At 69.7% G+C, this 15,349-nt stretch carries 14 protein-coding genes; 6 read left to right on the top strand and 8 right to left on the bottom strand.

Going from position 1 to position 15,349, the window contains the following annotated elements:
- The 8 genes from HMPREF0058_RS02835 to HMPREF0058_RS02800 form a co-directional block, all read right to left on the bottom strand.
- The coding region (locus HMPREF0058_RS02835; RefSeq protein ID WP_248596995.1) for a DEAD/DEAH box helicase at positions 1-1,375 on the bottom strand (1,375 nt) is incomplete at its 3' end.
- A gap of 362 nt (positions 1,376-1,737) precedes the next feature.
- Positions 1,738-2,670, bottom strand: coding sequence for an EamA family transporter (locus tag HMPREF0058_RS02830; RefSeq protein WP_006548166.1), 933 nt, complete (start codon positions 2,668-2,670; stop codon positions 1,738-1,740).
- A gap of 75 nt (positions 2,671-2,745) precedes the next feature.
- Positions 2,746-3,804, bottom strand: a complete 1,059-nt coding sequence (locus HMPREF0058_RS02825) for an AEC family transporter (RefSeq protein WP_006548165.1) — start codon at positions 3,802-3,804, stop codon at positions 2,746-2,748.
- On the bottom strand, positions 3,797-4,762 hold the full coding sequence (locus HMPREF0058_RS02820; protein ID WP_006548164.1) for an endonuclease/exonuclease/phosphatase family protein: 966 nt from the start codon (positions 4,760-4,762) through the stop codon (positions 3,797-3,799). Before HMPREF0058_RS02820 ends, HMPREF0058_RS02825 begins: the two co-directional genes overlap by 8 nt.
- A gap of 12 nt (positions 4,763-4,774) precedes the next feature.
- Entirely contained in the window at positions 4,775-5,272 is a 498-nt protein-coding gene (gene msrB / locus HMPREF0058_RS02815) for a peptide-methionine (R)-S-oxide reductase MsrB (RefSeq protein ID WP_006548163.1), read from the bottom strand.
- Between the two features lie 82 nt (positions 5,273-5,354).
- On the bottom strand, positions 5,355-6,986 hold the full coding sequence (locus HMPREF0058_RS02810) for a mechanosensitive ion channel family protein (RefSeq protein WP_006548162.1): 1,632 nt from the start codon (positions 6,984-6,986) through the stop codon (positions 5,355-5,357).
- A gap of 109 nt (positions 6,987-7,095) precedes the next feature.
- On the bottom strand, positions 7,096-7,365 hold the full coding sequence (locus tag HMPREF0058_RS02805; RefSeq protein ID WP_006548161.1) for a DUF6457 domain-containing protein: 270 nt from the start codon (positions 7,363-7,365) through the stop codon (positions 7,096-7,098).
- A 150-nt stretch (positions 7,366-7,515) separates the two neighbouring features.
- Positions 7,516-8,172 carry a TetR/AcrR family transcriptional regulator gene (locus HMPREF0058_RS02800; protein WP_024036613.1) on the bottom strand — a complete coding sequence of 219 codons (657 nt, stop codon included), beginning with the start codon at positions 8,170-8,172 and terminating at the stop codon, positions 7,516-7,518.
- Between the two features lie 218 nt (positions 8,173-8,390).
- On the opposite strand from HMPREF0058_RS02800, the gene HMPREF0058_RS02795 reads away from it, so the two are divergent.
- The 6 genes from HMPREF0058_RS02795 (at position 8,391) to HMPREF0058_RS02770 (ending at position 15,188) form a co-directional block, all read left to right on the top strand.
- Entirely contained in the window at positions 8,391-10,898 is a 2,508-nt protein-coding gene (locus HMPREF0058_RS02795) for a DMSO/selenate family reductase complex A subunit (protein ID WP_006548159.1), read from the top strand.
- Between the two features lie 32 nt (positions 10,899-10,930).
- Positions 10,931-11,569 carry a DMSO/selenate family reductase complex B subunit gene (locus HMPREF0058_RS02790; RefSeq protein WP_006548158.1) on the top strand — a complete coding sequence of 213 codons (639 nt, stop codon included), beginning with the start codon at positions 10,931-10,933 and terminating at the stop codon, positions 11,567-11,569.
- On the top strand, positions 11,569-12,582 hold the full coding sequence (locus HMPREF0058_RS02785) for a dimethyl sulfoxide reductase anchor subunit family protein (RefSeq protein WP_006548157.1): 1,014 nt from the start codon (positions 11,569-11,571) through the stop codon (positions 12,580-12,582). The genes HMPREF0058_RS02790 and HMPREF0058_RS02785 overlap by 1 nt, the downstream gene beginning before the upstream one ends.
- 172 nt (positions 12,583-12,754) lie before the next feature.
- Positions 12,755-13,519, top strand: a complete 765-nt coding sequence (locus HMPREF0058_RS11655) for a TorD/DmsD family molecular chaperone (RefSeq protein WP_006548156.1) — start codon at positions 12,755-12,757, stop codon at positions 13,517-13,519.
- Positions 13,516-14,166, top strand: coding sequence for a hypothetical protein (locus tag HMPREF0058_RS02775; RefSeq protein ID WP_006548155.1), 651 nt, complete (start codon positions 13,516-13,518; stop codon positions 14,164-14,166). Before HMPREF0058_RS11655 ends, HMPREF0058_RS02775 begins: the two co-directional genes overlap by 4 nt.
- Positions 14,163-15,188, top strand: coding sequence for a 4Fe-4S binding protein (locus HMPREF0058_RS02770; RefSeq protein ID WP_006548154.1), 1,026 nt, complete (start codon positions 14,163-14,165; stop codon positions 15,186-15,188). The genes HMPREF0058_RS02775 and HMPREF0058_RS02770 overlap by 4 nt, the downstream gene beginning before the upstream one ends.
- Positions 15,189-15,349 lie beyond the last annotated feature (161 nt).

Here is a 15,349-nt window from a genome sequence, read left to right as displayed (position 1 = left end):
AGCCTCGTGAGGCCGACTGGCGGCCGCCGCGAGACCTGCCGGCACCGCCAGCCTTCCCGGCCCCGCCTGCCTGACGTGCTCCACCGCGACGGGCCGCAGGGGCTCCCCCCTTGATCGCCACACCCTCTGGCATGTCCTCGACCGCCACCTTCGGAGCCACCTCGCCCACCAGCGCGGCAACGACGTCGTCATCCGGACGCACCCGTTCGATATCTGCCTTGATCTTGGCCTTCTTCAGCAGCACCTGGACGTCGTGCTTCTGCTCAGGCAGGACCAGCGTCACCACAGTGCCCGAGGCCCCAGCACGGGCGGTGCGTCCCGAGCGGTGCAGGTAGGCCTTGTGCTCAGCCGGCGGGTCCACGTGCACCACGAGCTCGACGCCGGAGACGTCGATACCACGCGCCGCGATGTCAGTGGCGACCATGACGTGCGCCTGCCCCGCGGAGAAGGCGCCCATCGCCCGCTCACGCGCGTTCTGGCTCATATTGCCCTGCAGCTCGACGGCTGGGATCCCTGCTGCGACCAGCTTGCGTGCCAGACGGCGGGCCAGGTGCTTGGTGCGGGTGAACAGGATCCGCTGCCCCGTACCCGAGGCCAGGTGAAGGACCAGACCGTCCTTCGCCGTCTTGTCCGCCACCGTCCACACGCGGTGGTCCATGTCCCGCACCGGAGAGCTGGCGGGGTCCACGCTGTGGTGAAGCGGGTCGTGGAGGAACTCGTCCACCAGCTTGTCCACGCCATTGTCCAGAGTGGCGGAGAAGAGCATGCGCTGACCGCGGGGCGGGGTCGCACGCATGATGCGGCGGACGTTCGGCAGGAAGCCGAGGTCAGCCATGTGGTCGGCCTCGTCGAGGACGGTGATCGCCACGTCGTCGAGCCGGACGATCCCCTGCCCCATGAGGTCGAGCAGACGGCCGGGGCACGCTACGACGATGTCAACGCCCGCGGCCAGCGCCTTCTCCTGCGGCTTCTGAGACACGCCACCAAAGACGGTGGTCACCGTCAGGTCCAGGGCGGTCGCGAGCGGACGGATCGTGTCCGCGATCTGCAGGGCGAGCTCGCGCGTGGGTGCTAGCACCAGGCCGAGCGGATAGCCCGGGCGAGGGGCGTCGTCGTCTGCCAGACGCTGGACCAGGGGAAGGGAGAAGGCGAGCGTCTTGCCGCTGCCGGTCCGTCCCCGCCCCAGCACGTCACGCCCGCGCAGGGTGTCAGGCAGCGTCGCGGTCTGGATAGGAAAGGGGGAGGTGAAGCCGCGGGAGTCGAGGTCCGCCACCAGCTCGGGGTCGACGCCGAGCGAGGCGAAGCTGGGACCGCCCTCGGATCCGAGGTGGGAGGAGGTCAAGGGGGCGCGAGGCGCGGAGGTCGTGGTTGCCACGGAGGTCCTGTCAGTTGGGACCGTGCGCATGTCGCCCCGGCGCGAGCCAGCAGCGGTCTGCGCGACGGTGCGTGGGTGCCGGCGTTCAGGGCTCGACGACGCACCAGCCGCAGGGGCCGCCCGAAAGGCTCGGGAAGGCGCCGGAACCAAGGCACCAGCCAGGCCACGGCGGGAGCCGGGCCAGGTACCTGAGTCTGCCAGGACCGGCCATGATCGCGAAATCGAGGGTTCTCCCGCCCCCCTCATCCGCGAGTGTGCAGGTAGGGCGTCGGCTGCACACTCGTGGTCATACCTGCACACTCGACGTCAGGGAGCGGACACACGCCTGCACACTCGTGGCGATATCCACCCGGCCGCACGGATCAGGCGCCCGTGGGACGCCCGCGCCGGGGAAGACGACGGCGTCCCCGCCCCGCACCGCCGCCAGATCCCGCCAAGGCCACAGCCACAGAAACCAGGACCAGCCCAGCCACCTCCCAGGCGTTGGGCATCTGGCGCAACATCACCACCCCAACGGCGAGCGAGGTGGCCGGCATGAGCGCCGACAGGAGCGAGAAGGTCGCCGAGCTCAGACGCCCGAGGTTGACCTGGTCCAGCACGTAGGGCACCACCGTGGACATGACAGCGACTCCCAGCACCTTGAGCAAGGTCCCCACCGAGCTGAAGGCCGCGCCCGTGCTGCCCAGGGCGATCGGCAGGTAGACCAGGGACCCAGCCACCGAGGCCACGGCCAAGGAGTCCAGCCCGGAGCCGGCCGAGGCCACCCGCCGTCCCAGCAGGATGTAGGCCGCCCACGCCAGTCCGGCCCCGATCGCCAGCACCACACCCAGGCGCTGGCGCGGGTCCCCCAGGTCCAGCCCGAGACCACTGATCGCGGCCACACCAGCCAGAGCCAGCACGGCCGCCACACGCGGGCGCCAGCCTCGGCCCGTGGCAAGGGCCACGGTGACAGGCCCGAGGAACTCCAGGGAGACGGCGGTCCCGAGGGCGAGGTGGTCAATCGCAGCGTAGAAGATGACGTTCATCGTGGCCATCGCCGCCCCAAACAGCGCCGCCACCGCCATCGAGCGTGCGGTCCACGCCCGCCGCCACGGCCGGCGCCAGGCCAGCAGGACCAGGGCGCCGATCGTCACGCGCCACCACGCCACCGTGGTGGGAGGCATGAGCGCGAACAGGGCGACGGCGAAGCCCGCTCCCACGTAGCTGGACACGCCCGAGCCGATGACGAGCAGCGGTGCCGGCAGTCGGCGCAGACGTGCGCCAAGGCGCGGGACGAGTCTTTCCACGGGCCCCATTCTCACCCACGTCGGGAATGGGGCACCGAAGGCTCTCAGGTGACTGGCCCACCCCGACCTGGCCGCTCGGGGACCTCAGCGCAGGATCGCAGCGGCCAGCAGGACCACCGGCACGAATCCCGCAGTCGTGATGAGGCAGCAGTCACGAGCCAACGGCTTGGCCGCCCCGTAACGCGTGGCGTACATGAAGACGTTCTGGGCACAAGGAAGGGAGGCGGTCGTCACCGGCGTGAGCAGGGCCTCGCCACGCAGCCCGAGCGCCCACCCCAGCGCCGCGGCCAGCAGGGGCACGAGAACCAGCTTCCAGCCCACCGAGACCCACAGCACCGCGCCGCGCTCGCTGACGTCATTGAACTCGTCGTTCTCCCCGGCCTGGACCCGCACTGGTGCGCCAGCCTTGCCTGCGCTGGCCCCCGTCCCCTGCGGAGTCAGGCGCGTCACCTGCTGGACCGTCAGTCGCCGGGTGACCTTGGGAGAGGAGGCCGCCAGGCTCATCCCCAGGGAGAGCATCATGACGGTCACGGCCAGCGCCCCCAGCGAGTGGAGGCTGCTCACCACTAGCCCGCCGAGCCAGGGCGTCATGTTCCAGCCCGCCAGGTTGATCACGAGCCCGGCTAGCACACCGATGAGCAAGGGGTTGCGCAGCGGGGCCGCCCACAGTGAGGCCCGCGATACCCCGCCCTGGTCAGCCTGAGTGCACCAGTCCAGGATCGCGAAGGAGACCGGAGCGAGGATGAGCAGCTGCAGCAGGAGGATCGGGGCGATAGCGGTGGCGTCCCCTATCAGGACGATGAGCACCGGGATGCCGAGGTTGGCGGCGTTGACGTAGCCCGCCGCGAGCGCCCCGATGGTCGACTCGGCGATTGAACGGCGCAGGAGGAAACGGTGGACCAGCCAGGCGCTGAGGATACCGAGCACCTCGGCCGCCAGCCCGGCCAGGGTGTCACGCGAGACCACCGTGGCCAGGTCGGCACCGGCGATGGTGGTCACCAGCAGCGCCGGAGTGGCGGCGTAGAAGCACACGCGGGTCAGTACCGTGTCGCTCCCGGCTGGTACCCCACCGGTGCGCACGAGCAGCCAGCCCACCGCGATGACGACGGCGAAGACCGCCAGCCCGGTGACAACCTCAAGCACGTTGCCCCACCTCCTCCAGGTCCACCCAGGTGGCGGCGTGGTCAGAGACCACCAGCTCACGCACGCCCCAGGCGCGGGCACGCAGCACCGGAACCTGGCTCGCGGCCAGGTCCGCCAGACCGAGCGGGCTCCCGTCAGGACCGGCGGGCCAGGGGTCGGTCAGAAAGTAATCGATACGGTGGCTCGGCGCCCCGCTCGGGAAGGTCTCCCCTTCCCCGACCTGGCGAGCCAGCCCCACCTCACGCAGCCGGTCACCACGCATGTTGAGGTCACCAGCCAGCAGGTGCGCACCCGGTCGCGCGGCCAGCGCCGCCCAGGCGGCCGCCAGCTGACGGGCCGCGACGTCGCTGCGCGTAGCCAGGTGCGTGGTGGAGACAGTCAGTGGTGCATGCCAGCCGGGCACGGCGAGCGTCGCCGCCAGCTGGCACCGGGCCGTGGCGGTGTGAAGCCGGTAGGAGCGAGGGTCCCACCCTCGCCCTGCGCGAGAGGTCACGAGCGCCGGCCCACGTCCGAGCCGCTGCACGGCCCAGGACTCCACCGGCAGGCGCGTGAGCAGGGCGTTACCAAAGCCGGCCATGGGCAGCCCCGCCGCGGCACGCAGGGGGCCGAGGACGTCGTCGGCCGGCGAGTCAAGGGCCGAGCGCCGAGGCCGGCGCCGCAGCCCGACCACTGCACCGGCGTAGGTGGCGGCGAAGCGGTAGCTGTCCCAACCCAGCGCGCTGGCGAGCTCGGCGGCCTGGTTGAGCCTGCCCGAGCGCGCCTGGCCGAGGTCGACCTCCTGGAGCGCGATGACGTCCGGGGAGATCTCGCGCAGCTGGAGAGCCAGCGCGCCCAGCACCTGCCGGGCCGCTGCAGGATCGGTGATATCAGCCCGGGCCAACGGCGCCGTCGCAGGATCACTCAGCGCGCCGGGGCCGGGCAGGGCGTGCTGGAGGTTGAGGGTCAGGACGCGGATCATGAGGTTTCAGGCTCAGGGCCGCGCGACGCCGTCGTCCTCCTGGGCGGCAGGCTCGAAGGTGAGGCTGACGGAGTTCATGCAGTAGCGCTGGCCGGTAGGGGTGTGCGGGGCGTCGTCAAAGACGTGGCCCAGGTGGCTGCCGCAGGACGCGCAACGCACCTCCGTGCGCACCATGCCGTGGGAGGTGTCGGTGGACAGGGTGACGGCGCTGGAGTCACGCGGATCGTAGAAGGAGGGCCAGCCGCAGCCGGACTCGAACTTGGTGGTCGAGCGGAACAGCTCGGCCCCGCAGCCACGGCAGCGGTAGACGCCCTCACGGTTCTCTTCCAGCAGGGCACCGGTGAAGGGACGCTCGGTGCCGGCCTCGCGCAGCACGTGGTACTCCATGGGGCTCAGAGCGGCGCGCCACTGGGCCTCGGTACGGGCAGCGGCGGTCGGGTCGAGGACGGGCGCGGAGCCAGGCTGGCTGGTCTCCTGCGCGGAGGGCTTGAGGGACTGTGGATCGCTCACGGCACTATCGTGCGCGCGAACGGGTGCCGAACGCGAACCGCTTTCACGCTGCGGAAACGACCGCCCCCTGGCGGGCTAGCGTTCAGCGCCGCGGTGTCTTCTTGGTCTCCTCCGCCTCGTCAGCCACGGCCGGCTGGACCGCGGTGGCAGGCTCTGCCTCGGCCGCGGAGGCAGTGACCTTGACCTTGCCGGTCGAGACAGCCTCCTGGACCGTCGTCGGATGGTCGCTGCCACCCGCGCCTCCAGCCGGATGGGCTGCCAGGTAAGCCTCCTGGTCCTTGGTGGAGATGACGGCAGTGGCGTCCTGGCGCCGGGGCGGCAGGCCCTCGGAGGCCGGGTCCTCCGGCACGGCCCCGTCGCGCGCCAGGATGCGCCGACGGCGGACCTTGGCCCGGCGGGTGCGGCGCAGCAGGGAGCGTCCGCGGGAAACGGCACGCACGCGGGCCGCCTCGATGGGGTCAGTCTCGACCGCCTGCATCGTGGTGGTAGCCGCCAGGGCGCCGTCGTCGCCCGGGTTCTGCAGGGCGACGAGCTCCTCAGCCAGCCGCGCGACCTTCTCCGGGGCCGGATCGTGGGCGACCTCCACCTGCTCGACCTCCACGCGGGTGCGTGGCAAGGCGTAGGGGGCCTCGCGCTGCATCCAGCCGATGAGCTCCTCACGCACGTGGCACCGCAGGGTCCACAGGTCGTCCGGGTTAGCAGCCGAGAGCGTGACGCGGGCGGTGACGGTGGTCGTCGAGGTCTCGGTGATGACCAGGGCGCAGGTGCGCCCGTCCCACACGCGCGAGGCAGCCACCACGCGCGCGAGCTCGGCACGCATCTGGGCGATCGGCACGCGCCAGTCGACCTGGAAGCTGACGACCCCGAGCATCTGGTGGCTACGGCGCGACCAGTTGGTGAAGGGGTTCTCAGTGAAGTAGGTCGAGGGCAGGATGAGGCGGCGCTCGTCCCAGACCTTGACCACCACGTAGGTCAGGGTGATCTCCTCGATCTGGCCGTGGAGGTCGTTGACGTCCACGACGTCGTCAACGCGGATGGCGTCCGTGGTGGCCAGCTGGATGCCGGCGAAGACGTTACCGAGGGTGGACTGGGCTGCCAGACCTGCGATGACGGAGACCAGGCCGGCCGAGGCCACGAGCGAGCCCATGGCAAAGCGGGCCGAGGGGAAGGTCATCACCGCTCCCACCACGCCGCACACGATGACGACGGCGACCGCCACCCGGCGCAGAACCTGGGCCTGAGTGGTCACGCGGTTGGCGCGCCCCTGATCGCCAGCGGCCTGGACCGAGCCGACCACCGTGGACTCCACGGCCTTGAGCAGCTGGGCGATGAACCAGGTGGCGGACAGGATGACGGAGATGAGCAGCGCCTGGAGGACCACCGACCTCCAGGAGGTGGTCATGTCCGAGGCGACGACCTGGGCCGCGATGTAGGCACCGAACAGGGCGCACACGGCGTACAGGGGCGTGCGGCTGAAGCGGGCGACCTCGGTGTACAGGGAGCGACGCCGGCCGAGCAGCCGCAGCACGACGACGCCGACGAAGGCGACGACGATGCCGACGAGCACACCTGAACCGATGCGCGCCAAGATGCTCAAGACGTCGACGGTTGCGTCAGCTACCGCGCCAACGGTCTCCTCGACGGTGCTGGTCGCACTGTCACTGGGCTCGGTGGTGGCAGCAGCATCAGCAGCGAGCAGGAAGGTCAGCGGCATGCCTCCAGGGTAGAGGCCCGGGCTGGACGCTGCCTGGGGACGCGCTGTCCCCCGGGGGGGGCGGACGGTCCGCTCACCGGGGGACAGACAGGACAGCAGACTGCGGCGCTCAGCTCCAGGAGGAGGCGAGCTCGCGGACCTGGGTGATGACGTCGTCGGCATCGCGGCCGGAGGATGCGACTGCGTAGCCCACCAGGAAGGCAGTCATCGGCGCGCCGGGACGCGAGGGGCCGTGGGCAACGGTGGAGATGAGGGCGAGCAGCTCCTTCTCGTGAGCGGCCAGCAGCCCGGGGTCGATCTGGAGCTCAGTGCTGACGGCGCAAACCCACCGTCGCATCTGCTCCATCTTCTCGGTCTCGTCAGCGTGTTCCTTAGCCATGCTGCCCAGGGTAGCGCCGCTACCCCCTGAGTACTCTCGCTACCCCTCGATGACCACCGCTACCCCATGGCGTCCGTCGCACCCCCGTTGCGCGCGCTAAGAGGTAGCGAGCAACGCGATCGGGTAGCGAAGGGCAGGAAGGGGTAGCGTCTAGCGGTCGCCAGCCAGGCGCGCCAGGAGGCGGCTGCGGCCGATTGTCGCCGTGCCGTCGTCATCCAGGCGCACCAGCAGCCACGGCGGAGCCAGTGAGATAAAGGTGTCCGTGACCTCCTCCGGGCTCTCGTTCATGCCGGTGGCGAGCCAGGAGTCGATGATGGCCACGGTGTTGCCCACGTGCTGGGAGACAGCCATGCGCACCCACAGCGGGGAGGGAGGCTGCGCCAGATGGCGGACGAAGTCGGCCACGAAGCTCTCCGCTGCCTCCCCCAGGCGCGAGCGCAGCCGAGCCAGGACCACGGAGCCAGGAGCGTCGAAGACCTGGGCGTAGACCTTCCCATCGCGGTGGATCGCCGTGAGCATCTCGATGTAGACCACGCGCCAGCGCTCCAGGTAGCTCTCGGGATGATCTGCCAGGAGGGAGCCGAGGCGATCGAGATAGGGGTCCAGGGTGGCGATGAGGTGCTCGGCCAAGAGGTCGGCAGGGCTGGCGGCGTGGGCGTAGAAGGCCGAGCGGGAGACGTGGGCCCGGTTGACGAGCTCAGAGACGGTGATCTGCGCGATCGGTTTGCGCCGCGCCAGGCTGAGGACTGCGTCAACCAGTGCGCGGCGGGTGCGCTGGTAGCGCGGATCGTCCTGGGAGGCACTCACGGTCAACGTCCTGTCCTGGAGCTGATTCAGGTTGTCGGCAGGGTATACGCAAGGGTGACGTTCGCGAACACCTGACCGGCTGGCGAGAAGTAAGGGTACCCAAAGATGATGTCATTGCAGGCAAAACGAAGGGTCGACCCGCGAACTAAACGACACACGTCCGTTAGTCCTATCGTGGATGCAGTTTCTCATCACGACCGATCTCCCCGGAGGCATCCATGACGGCTTCGCCCGACTCGTCCGCCACTGCGGTCGAGGCTCCTTCGTCGGCCGCTCAGCGCGGTCCGCGCCCCTCGCGACGATCCTTCCTCACCTGGTCCTCCGTCGCCGCCGGCACGGCCGGACTGGTGGCCGCCACGGACCTGGGCATGCCGAGCACCGGCACCCCAGCCAGCGCGGCCGAGGTCGAAGGCATGGAGGGCGTCGATACCACCATCCAGTCCGCTTGCGTAGTCAACTGCGGTTCACGCTGCCCACTGCGCCTGCAGGTCAAGGACGGCACGGTGGTACGCGTTCTGCCGGACAACACCGGCGATGACTCGCTGCTAAACCGCAACATCCGCGCCTGCAACCGCGGCCGCAACATGCGCGAGCGCATCTACTCCCCTGACCGTATTAAGGCTCCGCTCAAACGCAAGGAGGGGACCAAGCGCGGTGAGGGCCAGTGGGAGGAGATCTCCTGGGACGAGGCGATCGACCTGCTGGCTGAGAAGCTGAAGTACACCATCGACACCTACGGCAACCAGGCCGTCTACAAGAACTACGGATCGGGCGTGTGGAACGCTGCCATCGCCTACTCCGGTGGCTGGCCGCGCCTGTTCAACTGCCTTGGCGGGTTCCTGGGCTATTACGGCAACTACTCCTACGGCACGCTGATGCAGGCAAGTTATGCCATGTTCGGCACCGAGGAGCAGTTCTCCAACTCTATCGAGGAGACCATCACCAACGGTGAGATCTGCGTGCTGTGGGGCAACAACCCCGTGGAGCGGCGCATGTCCGGCGGCGGGGTGTACTTCACGATCACCAAGATGCGTGAGGCCGGTATCAAGGTCATCGTCATCGACCCGCGCTACTCAGACACCGCACTGTTCGCCGATCAGTACATCGCGATCCGCCCGGGAACCGACGTCGCCCTGGCCGCAGGCCTGGCGCACGTGATGATCTCGGAGAACCGCCAGAACCAAGAGTTCCTGGACACCTACTGCCTGGGCTTTGACGAGCAGCACATGCCTGAGGGCGTGCCGGCCGGCAGCTCCTACCGTGCCTATGTCATGGGCGAGGGCGAGGACGGCGTAGAGAAGACCCCACAGTGGGCCTCCAAGATTACCGGCGTTCCGGTGGACGTCATCATCAATCTGGCACGTGAGCTGACCAGCGGCCGCAAGGTCAACCTCACCCAGGGCTGGGGTCCGCAGAAGCACGCTAACGGCGAGAACCAGTGCCGTGCGATCTACACCATCGGCGCCATGATTGGCCAGGTCGGCCTGCCCGGTGGAGGAACCGGCGGCCAGGAAGGCTACTACTGGCCGGTCACCAGCTGGCTGCCCACCCTCGACAACCCCGTTGAAGCCAAGATCTCCTACTACACCTGGCCTCGCGCCATCGAGGACGGCCCGTCGATGACGGCGAAGAACTTCGGCGTCCAGGGCGCAGAGAAGCTCGACTCCTCGATCAAGTTCATGCTCAGCTACGGCGGCAACATGCTCGCCTCTCAGCATGGGGACATCAACTACCTGCGCGAGCTCCTCACGGATGAGACCAAGTGCGAGTTCATCGTCTCGATGGACAACCAGATGACCCGCTCGTGCGAGCTGTCCGACCTGGTACTGCCCGACACCACCACCGCCGAGCGCTTCGACCTGGTCCCCAGCGAGTACACCGGGGACATGGCCTACCTCATCAGCACCAACCAGGCCATCGAGCCTCTGTACCAGGCCATGGACGCCTACGAGGTATGCAAGCGGGTAGCAGACAAGCTCGGCGTACGTGAGCAGTTCACCGAGGGCAACGAGACTATGGAGGACTGGGCCCGCCAGATCTACGAGGCCGACGCCGCTGACAACGCCGACCTCGGTTTCCCCGCCACCTATGAGGAGTTCACCGCCCAAGGCGTACACCGCTACCACAACCCCGAGGGGCTGACGGTGGCCCTCAAGGACTTCCGTTCCGACCCGGTAGCCAACCCGCTGGACACCCCCAGTGGCAAGATCGAGATCTTCTCGACCAAGATGTGGCAGGCCAAGCAGGAGTGGACCATCGAGGACCCACGCGAGGGTGACGTCATCGACGCAATCCCGGTCTACCGCCCCTACTGGGAGGGCGCCGAGGATACCGAGACACGCAAGAAGTACCCGCTGCAGATGATCTCCCACCACTTCAAGGGCCGCACTCACTCGACCTACGGCAACCTACCGCGCAACGTCGAGGCCCACCCGCAGAAGATCTGGATCAACCCCATCGACGCCGCAGAGCGAGGCATCACTAACGGCGACCAGATGGACGTCTTCAATGACCGCGGCCACATCCGCTGCCAGGCCTACGTCACGCCGCGGATCCTGCCGGGCGTCATCGATGTACCCCAGGGCGCCTGGCTCAAGCTCGACGAGGAGGGAATCGACCACGGTGGCGCTGCCAACATGCTCTATTCCGCTCACGTAACCCCCTATTCCAAGGGAAATCCCCAGCAGACGGCCCTCGTGCAGGCTGCTAAGGCACCCACCGCCTGACCGACCCCTTCTGACCAGGAGCATGACGAACAATGTCTGACAGCTTCACCGAGGCCGGAGCTGACTACGGCTTCTACTTCAACCAGGCGGTGTGCAATGGCTGCAAGGCCTGCCAGATCGCCTGCAAGGACAAGCACGACCTGCCCGTGGGCGTGACCTGGCGCCGCGTGGTGGAGTACACGGGTGGTACCTGGCAGACCACCGAGGACACCTACACCCCCAACGTCTTCACCTACTACACCTCGGTGTCTTGTAACCACTGCGAGAACCCGGTGTGCATGGAGGTGTGCCCGACCACCGCCATGTCCAAGCGCGAGGACGGCACGGTCTACGTGGACCAGTCCAAGTGCGTGGGCTGCCGCTACTGCCAGTGGGCCTGCCCCTACGGCGCCCCGCAGCTGGACCCGCGCAGCGGCCACATGTCCAAGTGCGACCTGTGCTACGACTACCGCTCCACGGGCCAGGACCCTGCCTGCGTATCCGCCTGCCCCTCACGCGCCCTGGACTGGGGCCCGATCGAGGAGCTGCGCGCCAAGCACGGCGACCAGGCCGGCATCGCCCCGCTGCCTGACCCGTCTATCACCCGCCCCCACCTGGTCATCCACCCTCACCGCGACGCCCAGTCGTGGGACGAGGGCACCGGATCCATCGCGAACCCGAGGGAGATCTGATGAACACCGCCGAGCTCCCCATGATCCTGTTCACGGTCCTGGCACAGATGTCCGTGGGCGCTTTCCTCACCCTGGGCCTCGTCCAGGCCGACGGGCTCATCCGCAAGCAGCCCACAGCCGCGACCGACCGTGTGACCCGGGCGGCGCTGTTCGCCGTCGGCCCCCTGCTGGTCCTGGGCTTCTTCGCCGCCTTCTTCCACCTGGGCGACCCCTTCCACGCCGTCAACACCCTGCGTCACGTGGACAGCTCATGGCTGAGCCGCGAGATCCTCTTCGGCGTGCTCTACGGCGGCCTCGGCTTCGTCTACACAGCCACCGAGTGGCTAGGCAAGGGCAGCCGGGCCCTGCGCCAGGCGCTGGCCGTCCTCACGGCGCTGGCCGGCGCGGCCCTGCTGGTGTCCATGATCTGCGTCTACTACTCGGTCCCGACTATCCCGGCCTGGCACACCCCGGCCACCTGGGCCCTGTTCCTGGGCTCGGCCTTCTTCACCGGCCCCCTGGCCGTGGCGGTCGCCCTGCTCCTGGCCTGGACCCAGCAGCGCAAGCGCGAGGCCGACGGTGCCGCGAGCCTGTGGGCCCGCACGCTCTCCACCCTGCAGGTGACCAGTGAGGACATGCTGGACGAGACCGCCTCCGGCCTCATCGCCCGCGCGATTCAGCAGGTCTCGGTGCTCGCCTCCGTGGCCGGCGCGGTGCTGCTGGTGACCTACCCCTTCTACCTGCTGCACCTGTCTGGCTCCGAGGACGCCGCCTCTGCTCACGTCCTGGACTGCCTGACCCACAGCCCGCTGCTGGCGGTGCGTCTGGTGATCCTGGCCGCCGTCGTGGTCCTCGTGCGCTTCGTGGCCTACCGCCGCGCCAAGGCGCCCGAGCACCCCTCGACGGCGCTGGTGTGGACGATCGTGGTCGCCTACGTCCTGGCCATCGTCACTGAGCTGGCCGGCCGCGTCATCCACTACGAGGGCCTCTACCACGTGGGTCTCAACACCCTGCAGTCCGGGCTCGGCGGCTGAGCCGCTCCACCCGGTACCGGCTCGTCCCTCAGCCTGCTGACGACGACGCCGAACCACCACACGCTGTGCCCACGAGTGCGCCGCCCGATAGGGCACACTCGTGGGCACCGTGACATGACGACACCGACACCCATCACCTGACCACCCCTGCCCCACGCCACTCGGAGACCGCATGAACCCCGACCTGCTTGACCGCTGCGCCGCCGCACTCACCGTCCTGGCCCGCCTTCAGCTCACGCCACCAGACGAGGAGACGATGGACCAGGTGGCCGGCCTCGCTGGGCAGTGGCCGTTGTCAGGGCTGCCGCAGGAGACCCCCGACGCCCAGCAGGCTCGCGAGAACGGCTGGCAGCTCCTGAAGACCTCTCGCCGCGACGGCGAGAGCGCTGAGCATGTCCGGGACGATCAGGACCGCCTCTACGGCATCACCGCACGCGCCCTCATTCCTCCCTATGAGTCCGTGCATCGCAACACCGACGGACTGATTTTTGACGCAGCCACTCTGGACGTCCGCTCGATGTACCGGCGCGCGGGCCTGCGCGCGCCGGCGCTGGGCCGCGAGCCTGACGATCACCTGGGCCTGGAGCTGGACTTCCTCGCCCACTGCTGCACCGCTGCCCTGGACGCCCTGGAGCGCGGCGAGGAGGACGTGGCCGACTCCTACCTCGCGGTGGCTCAGGAGTTCACCCAGGAACATCTGCTCACCTGGGCTCCCGCCATCCTCGAACGCGCGCGCGGCGCCTCACGCACGCGGTGGATGCGGGGCCTGGAGGAGCTGACCCTGGCCACCGTCCTCACTTTTGCCCAGGCCATCGGCGCCGGCGCCCCAGCGCAGGCCGACGAGGGTGGCTACGCGATCATCGCTCACCACCCCAGTATCCCCAGCACCCCTGCTCCTGGTGCCCCTGCACCATCAGTCCCTGAGGAGACCGCATGACTGCCCCTGACAGCTTCGACCCCTTCAGCGCCCCGGCACCCGACGACCTCCCGGCTCGCGCCACCCGGCTAGCCACCGCCTGCGCCGTCGTCTCCATGCTTGCGGCCAACCCGCCCTCGCCTGTGCTGCGCGAGAACCTCCACGAGGGCGCGATGACCCAGCGCTGGCCCCTGCGCGACGCCGCCTCGCTGGCCGGCGCCGAGGAGCTCGGGGCGGCGGCCCACGAGAGCCCACAGGCGCAGGAAGCGGACTGGCGCGAGCTCATCGGACCGGCCTCCGTGACCCGGCCGGTTTTGAGCGCCCTTGTTCCCCAGGCGCCGCCGGCCCCGGCCGAGGCTGAGGCTGCGCTGCCCTCACCCTCGCACCTGGCGCTGCTGCCGCACGATCACCTGGCCGTAGTCCTCTCGCGCACCGGCTCACTGGCCGTGCGCGCGGTCGCGCAGCCCGCGCCGTCGGCTCAGGCCACGGCCTTCGTGGCCACCGTGCGCCATCTCCTGACGCCTCTGGCCCCTGCGGTCAGCCAGGTCCTGCGCGCCCAGGCCGCCACCCACCTCTTCCACGGGGTCGCCAGCCTGCTCGACGGTATCGCGGCTGAAGCCTCCAGCCTGGCCGAGGCGGTGCAGGCTCGAGGCGCCGAGGGCCGATGACCTCGCCGACCTCCTCCCCAGCCCAGGCCGAGCCCAGCTGCGTGGACGCGGCCGCCCTAATGCGCTGGGGGCGCGCCACCGAGTCGGTCGAGGTCGTGGTGCTGGCCTGCCACGACGCCTCCCCCGCGCCCGGCCCGCACGGCACCGCCGTGGTGCGGTGGCCGGGCTGCCTGGACGAGCAGGCGCTGGGCCTGGTTCCGCAGCTGCTGGCCGACGGCGTGCGCAGCCTTCGACTGCGGTGGTGCCCCACTCACGGGCCGACGCCGTCGTCATTGCCCGTGTGGCGCCAGGTCCTCGGCGAGCTGCTTGAGACGGAGCCCGCGGCGGGCCGGAGCCTGCGCCATGGTCCGGTCCTGCGCGCCGAGGCCGCCCCGCTGCCGCGCCGAGCGCTGGTGGGCGCACGTCTCGACGGGGTCCTCGACCTCGCCCTTGACGAGCAGGCACGCCTCATCCAGTCACTGCGGCTCCTGTACGCCCAGGACCGCATTGACGACCCCAGTGCCGCCCTGGCCGAGCTACCCGCCGCCGGGCGGGTACTGACCGCATCCGACTGCACCCTGTGCGCCGCCTGCACCTGGGCGTGCCCGCATGGCGCGCTGGAGATGGCCGACGCCGACTCGGGCCTGCGCGGGCTTGTCCAGGACCTGGCCGCCTGCCGCGGATGCCAGGCCTGCGTGGGAGCCTGCCCGGTTGACGCTCTGCACGCCGGGGTGACGGTGAGCCTGGCCCAGGCCTGGCAGGCCGAGGTCACGGTACTTGCCGCTGACCGGCCTCGTACCTGCCGGCGCTGCGGGGCGCGCTACAGCCAGGAGGTCGGGAGCCTGGCGGCCCACGACGTCACCCGGCCCGCGACCGCCAGCCTCGCCCCGGCGCCGGGCGGCCAGGACGAGGACTCCGGGCTGTGCCCGTTGTGCCAGGTCCGCGAGCGCTCCCCCTTCCTCACCGAGCTGCCGCCTGAGGCTGAGCGCGCACTGCCGCCGTCGGTCCTCGCCGCGATCCGCCGCTCGCGAGGCCTGTCCTAGCCTCGTCAACCTGCGAGTGTGCAGGTACGTCCGTGAGTGTGCGCCTTGGGGCTGCTCACTCATGGACGCACCTGCACACTCGCGGTCGCGAGCCCTCTCCGCTCCAACTCGTGCCCTTGGTCCTGTAGACAGCCCCCGCAGAGCTGTGCCGTGATGAGTGG

The sequence above is a fragment of the Actinomyces urogenitalis DSM 15434 genome, assembly GCF_000159035.1.
Lineage (GTDB): Bacteria > Actinomycetota > Actinomycetes > Actinomycetales > Actinomycetaceae > Actinomyces > Actinomyces urogenitalis.
The sequence above is the reverse complement of the archived record's forward strand: the minus strand, read 5'-3'. Positions and strand labels throughout refer to the sequence as shown.

What these genes read in the sequence shown, in the direction of transcription:
- HMPREF0058_RS02830 (WP_006548166.1), bottom strand. Translation starts at nt 2,670, where the DNA reads ATGGGGCCCGTGGAAAGACTCGTCCCGCGCCTTGGCGCACGTCTGCGC.
- HMPREF0058_RS02820 (WP_006548164.1), bottom strand. Translation starts at nt 4,762, where the DNA reads ATGATCCGCGTCCTGACCCTCAACCTCCAGCACGCCCTGCCCGGCCCC.
- HMPREF0058_RS02810 (WP_006548162.1), bottom strand. Translation starts at nt 6,986, where the DNA reads ATGCCGCTGACCTTCCTGCTCGCTGCTGATGCTGCTGCCACCACCGAG.
- HMPREF0058_RS02805 (WP_006548161.1), bottom strand. Translation starts at nt 7,365, where the DNA reads ATGGCTAAGGAACACGCTGACGAGACCGAGAAGATGGAGCAGATGCGA.
- HMPREF0058_RS02795 (WP_006548159.1), top strand. Translation starts at nt 8,391, where the DNA reads ATGACGGCTTCGCCCGACTCGTCCGCCACTGCGGTCGAGGCTCCTTCG.
- HMPREF0058_RS02790 (WP_006548158.1), top strand. Translation starts at nt 10,931, where the DNA reads ATGTCTGACAGCTTCACCGAGGCCGGAGCTGACTACGGCTTCTACTTC.
- HMPREF0058_RS02785 (WP_006548157.1), top strand. Translation starts at nt 11,569, where the DNA reads ATGAACACCGCCGAGCTCCCCATGATCCTGTTCACGGTCCTGGCACAG.
- HMPREF0058_RS11655 (WP_006548156.1), top strand. Translation starts at nt 12,755, where the DNA reads ATGAACCCCGACCTGCTTGACCGCTGCGCCGCCGCACTCACCGTCCTG.
- HMPREF0058_RS02775 (WP_006548155.1), top strand. Translation starts at nt 13,516, where the DNA reads ATGACTGCCCCTGACAGCTTCGACCCCTTCAGCGCCCCGGCACCCGAC.
- HMPREF0058_RS02770 (WP_006548154.1), top strand. Translation starts at nt 14,163, where the DNA reads ATGACCTCGCCGACCTCCTCCCCAGCCCAGGCCGAGCCCAGCTGCGTG.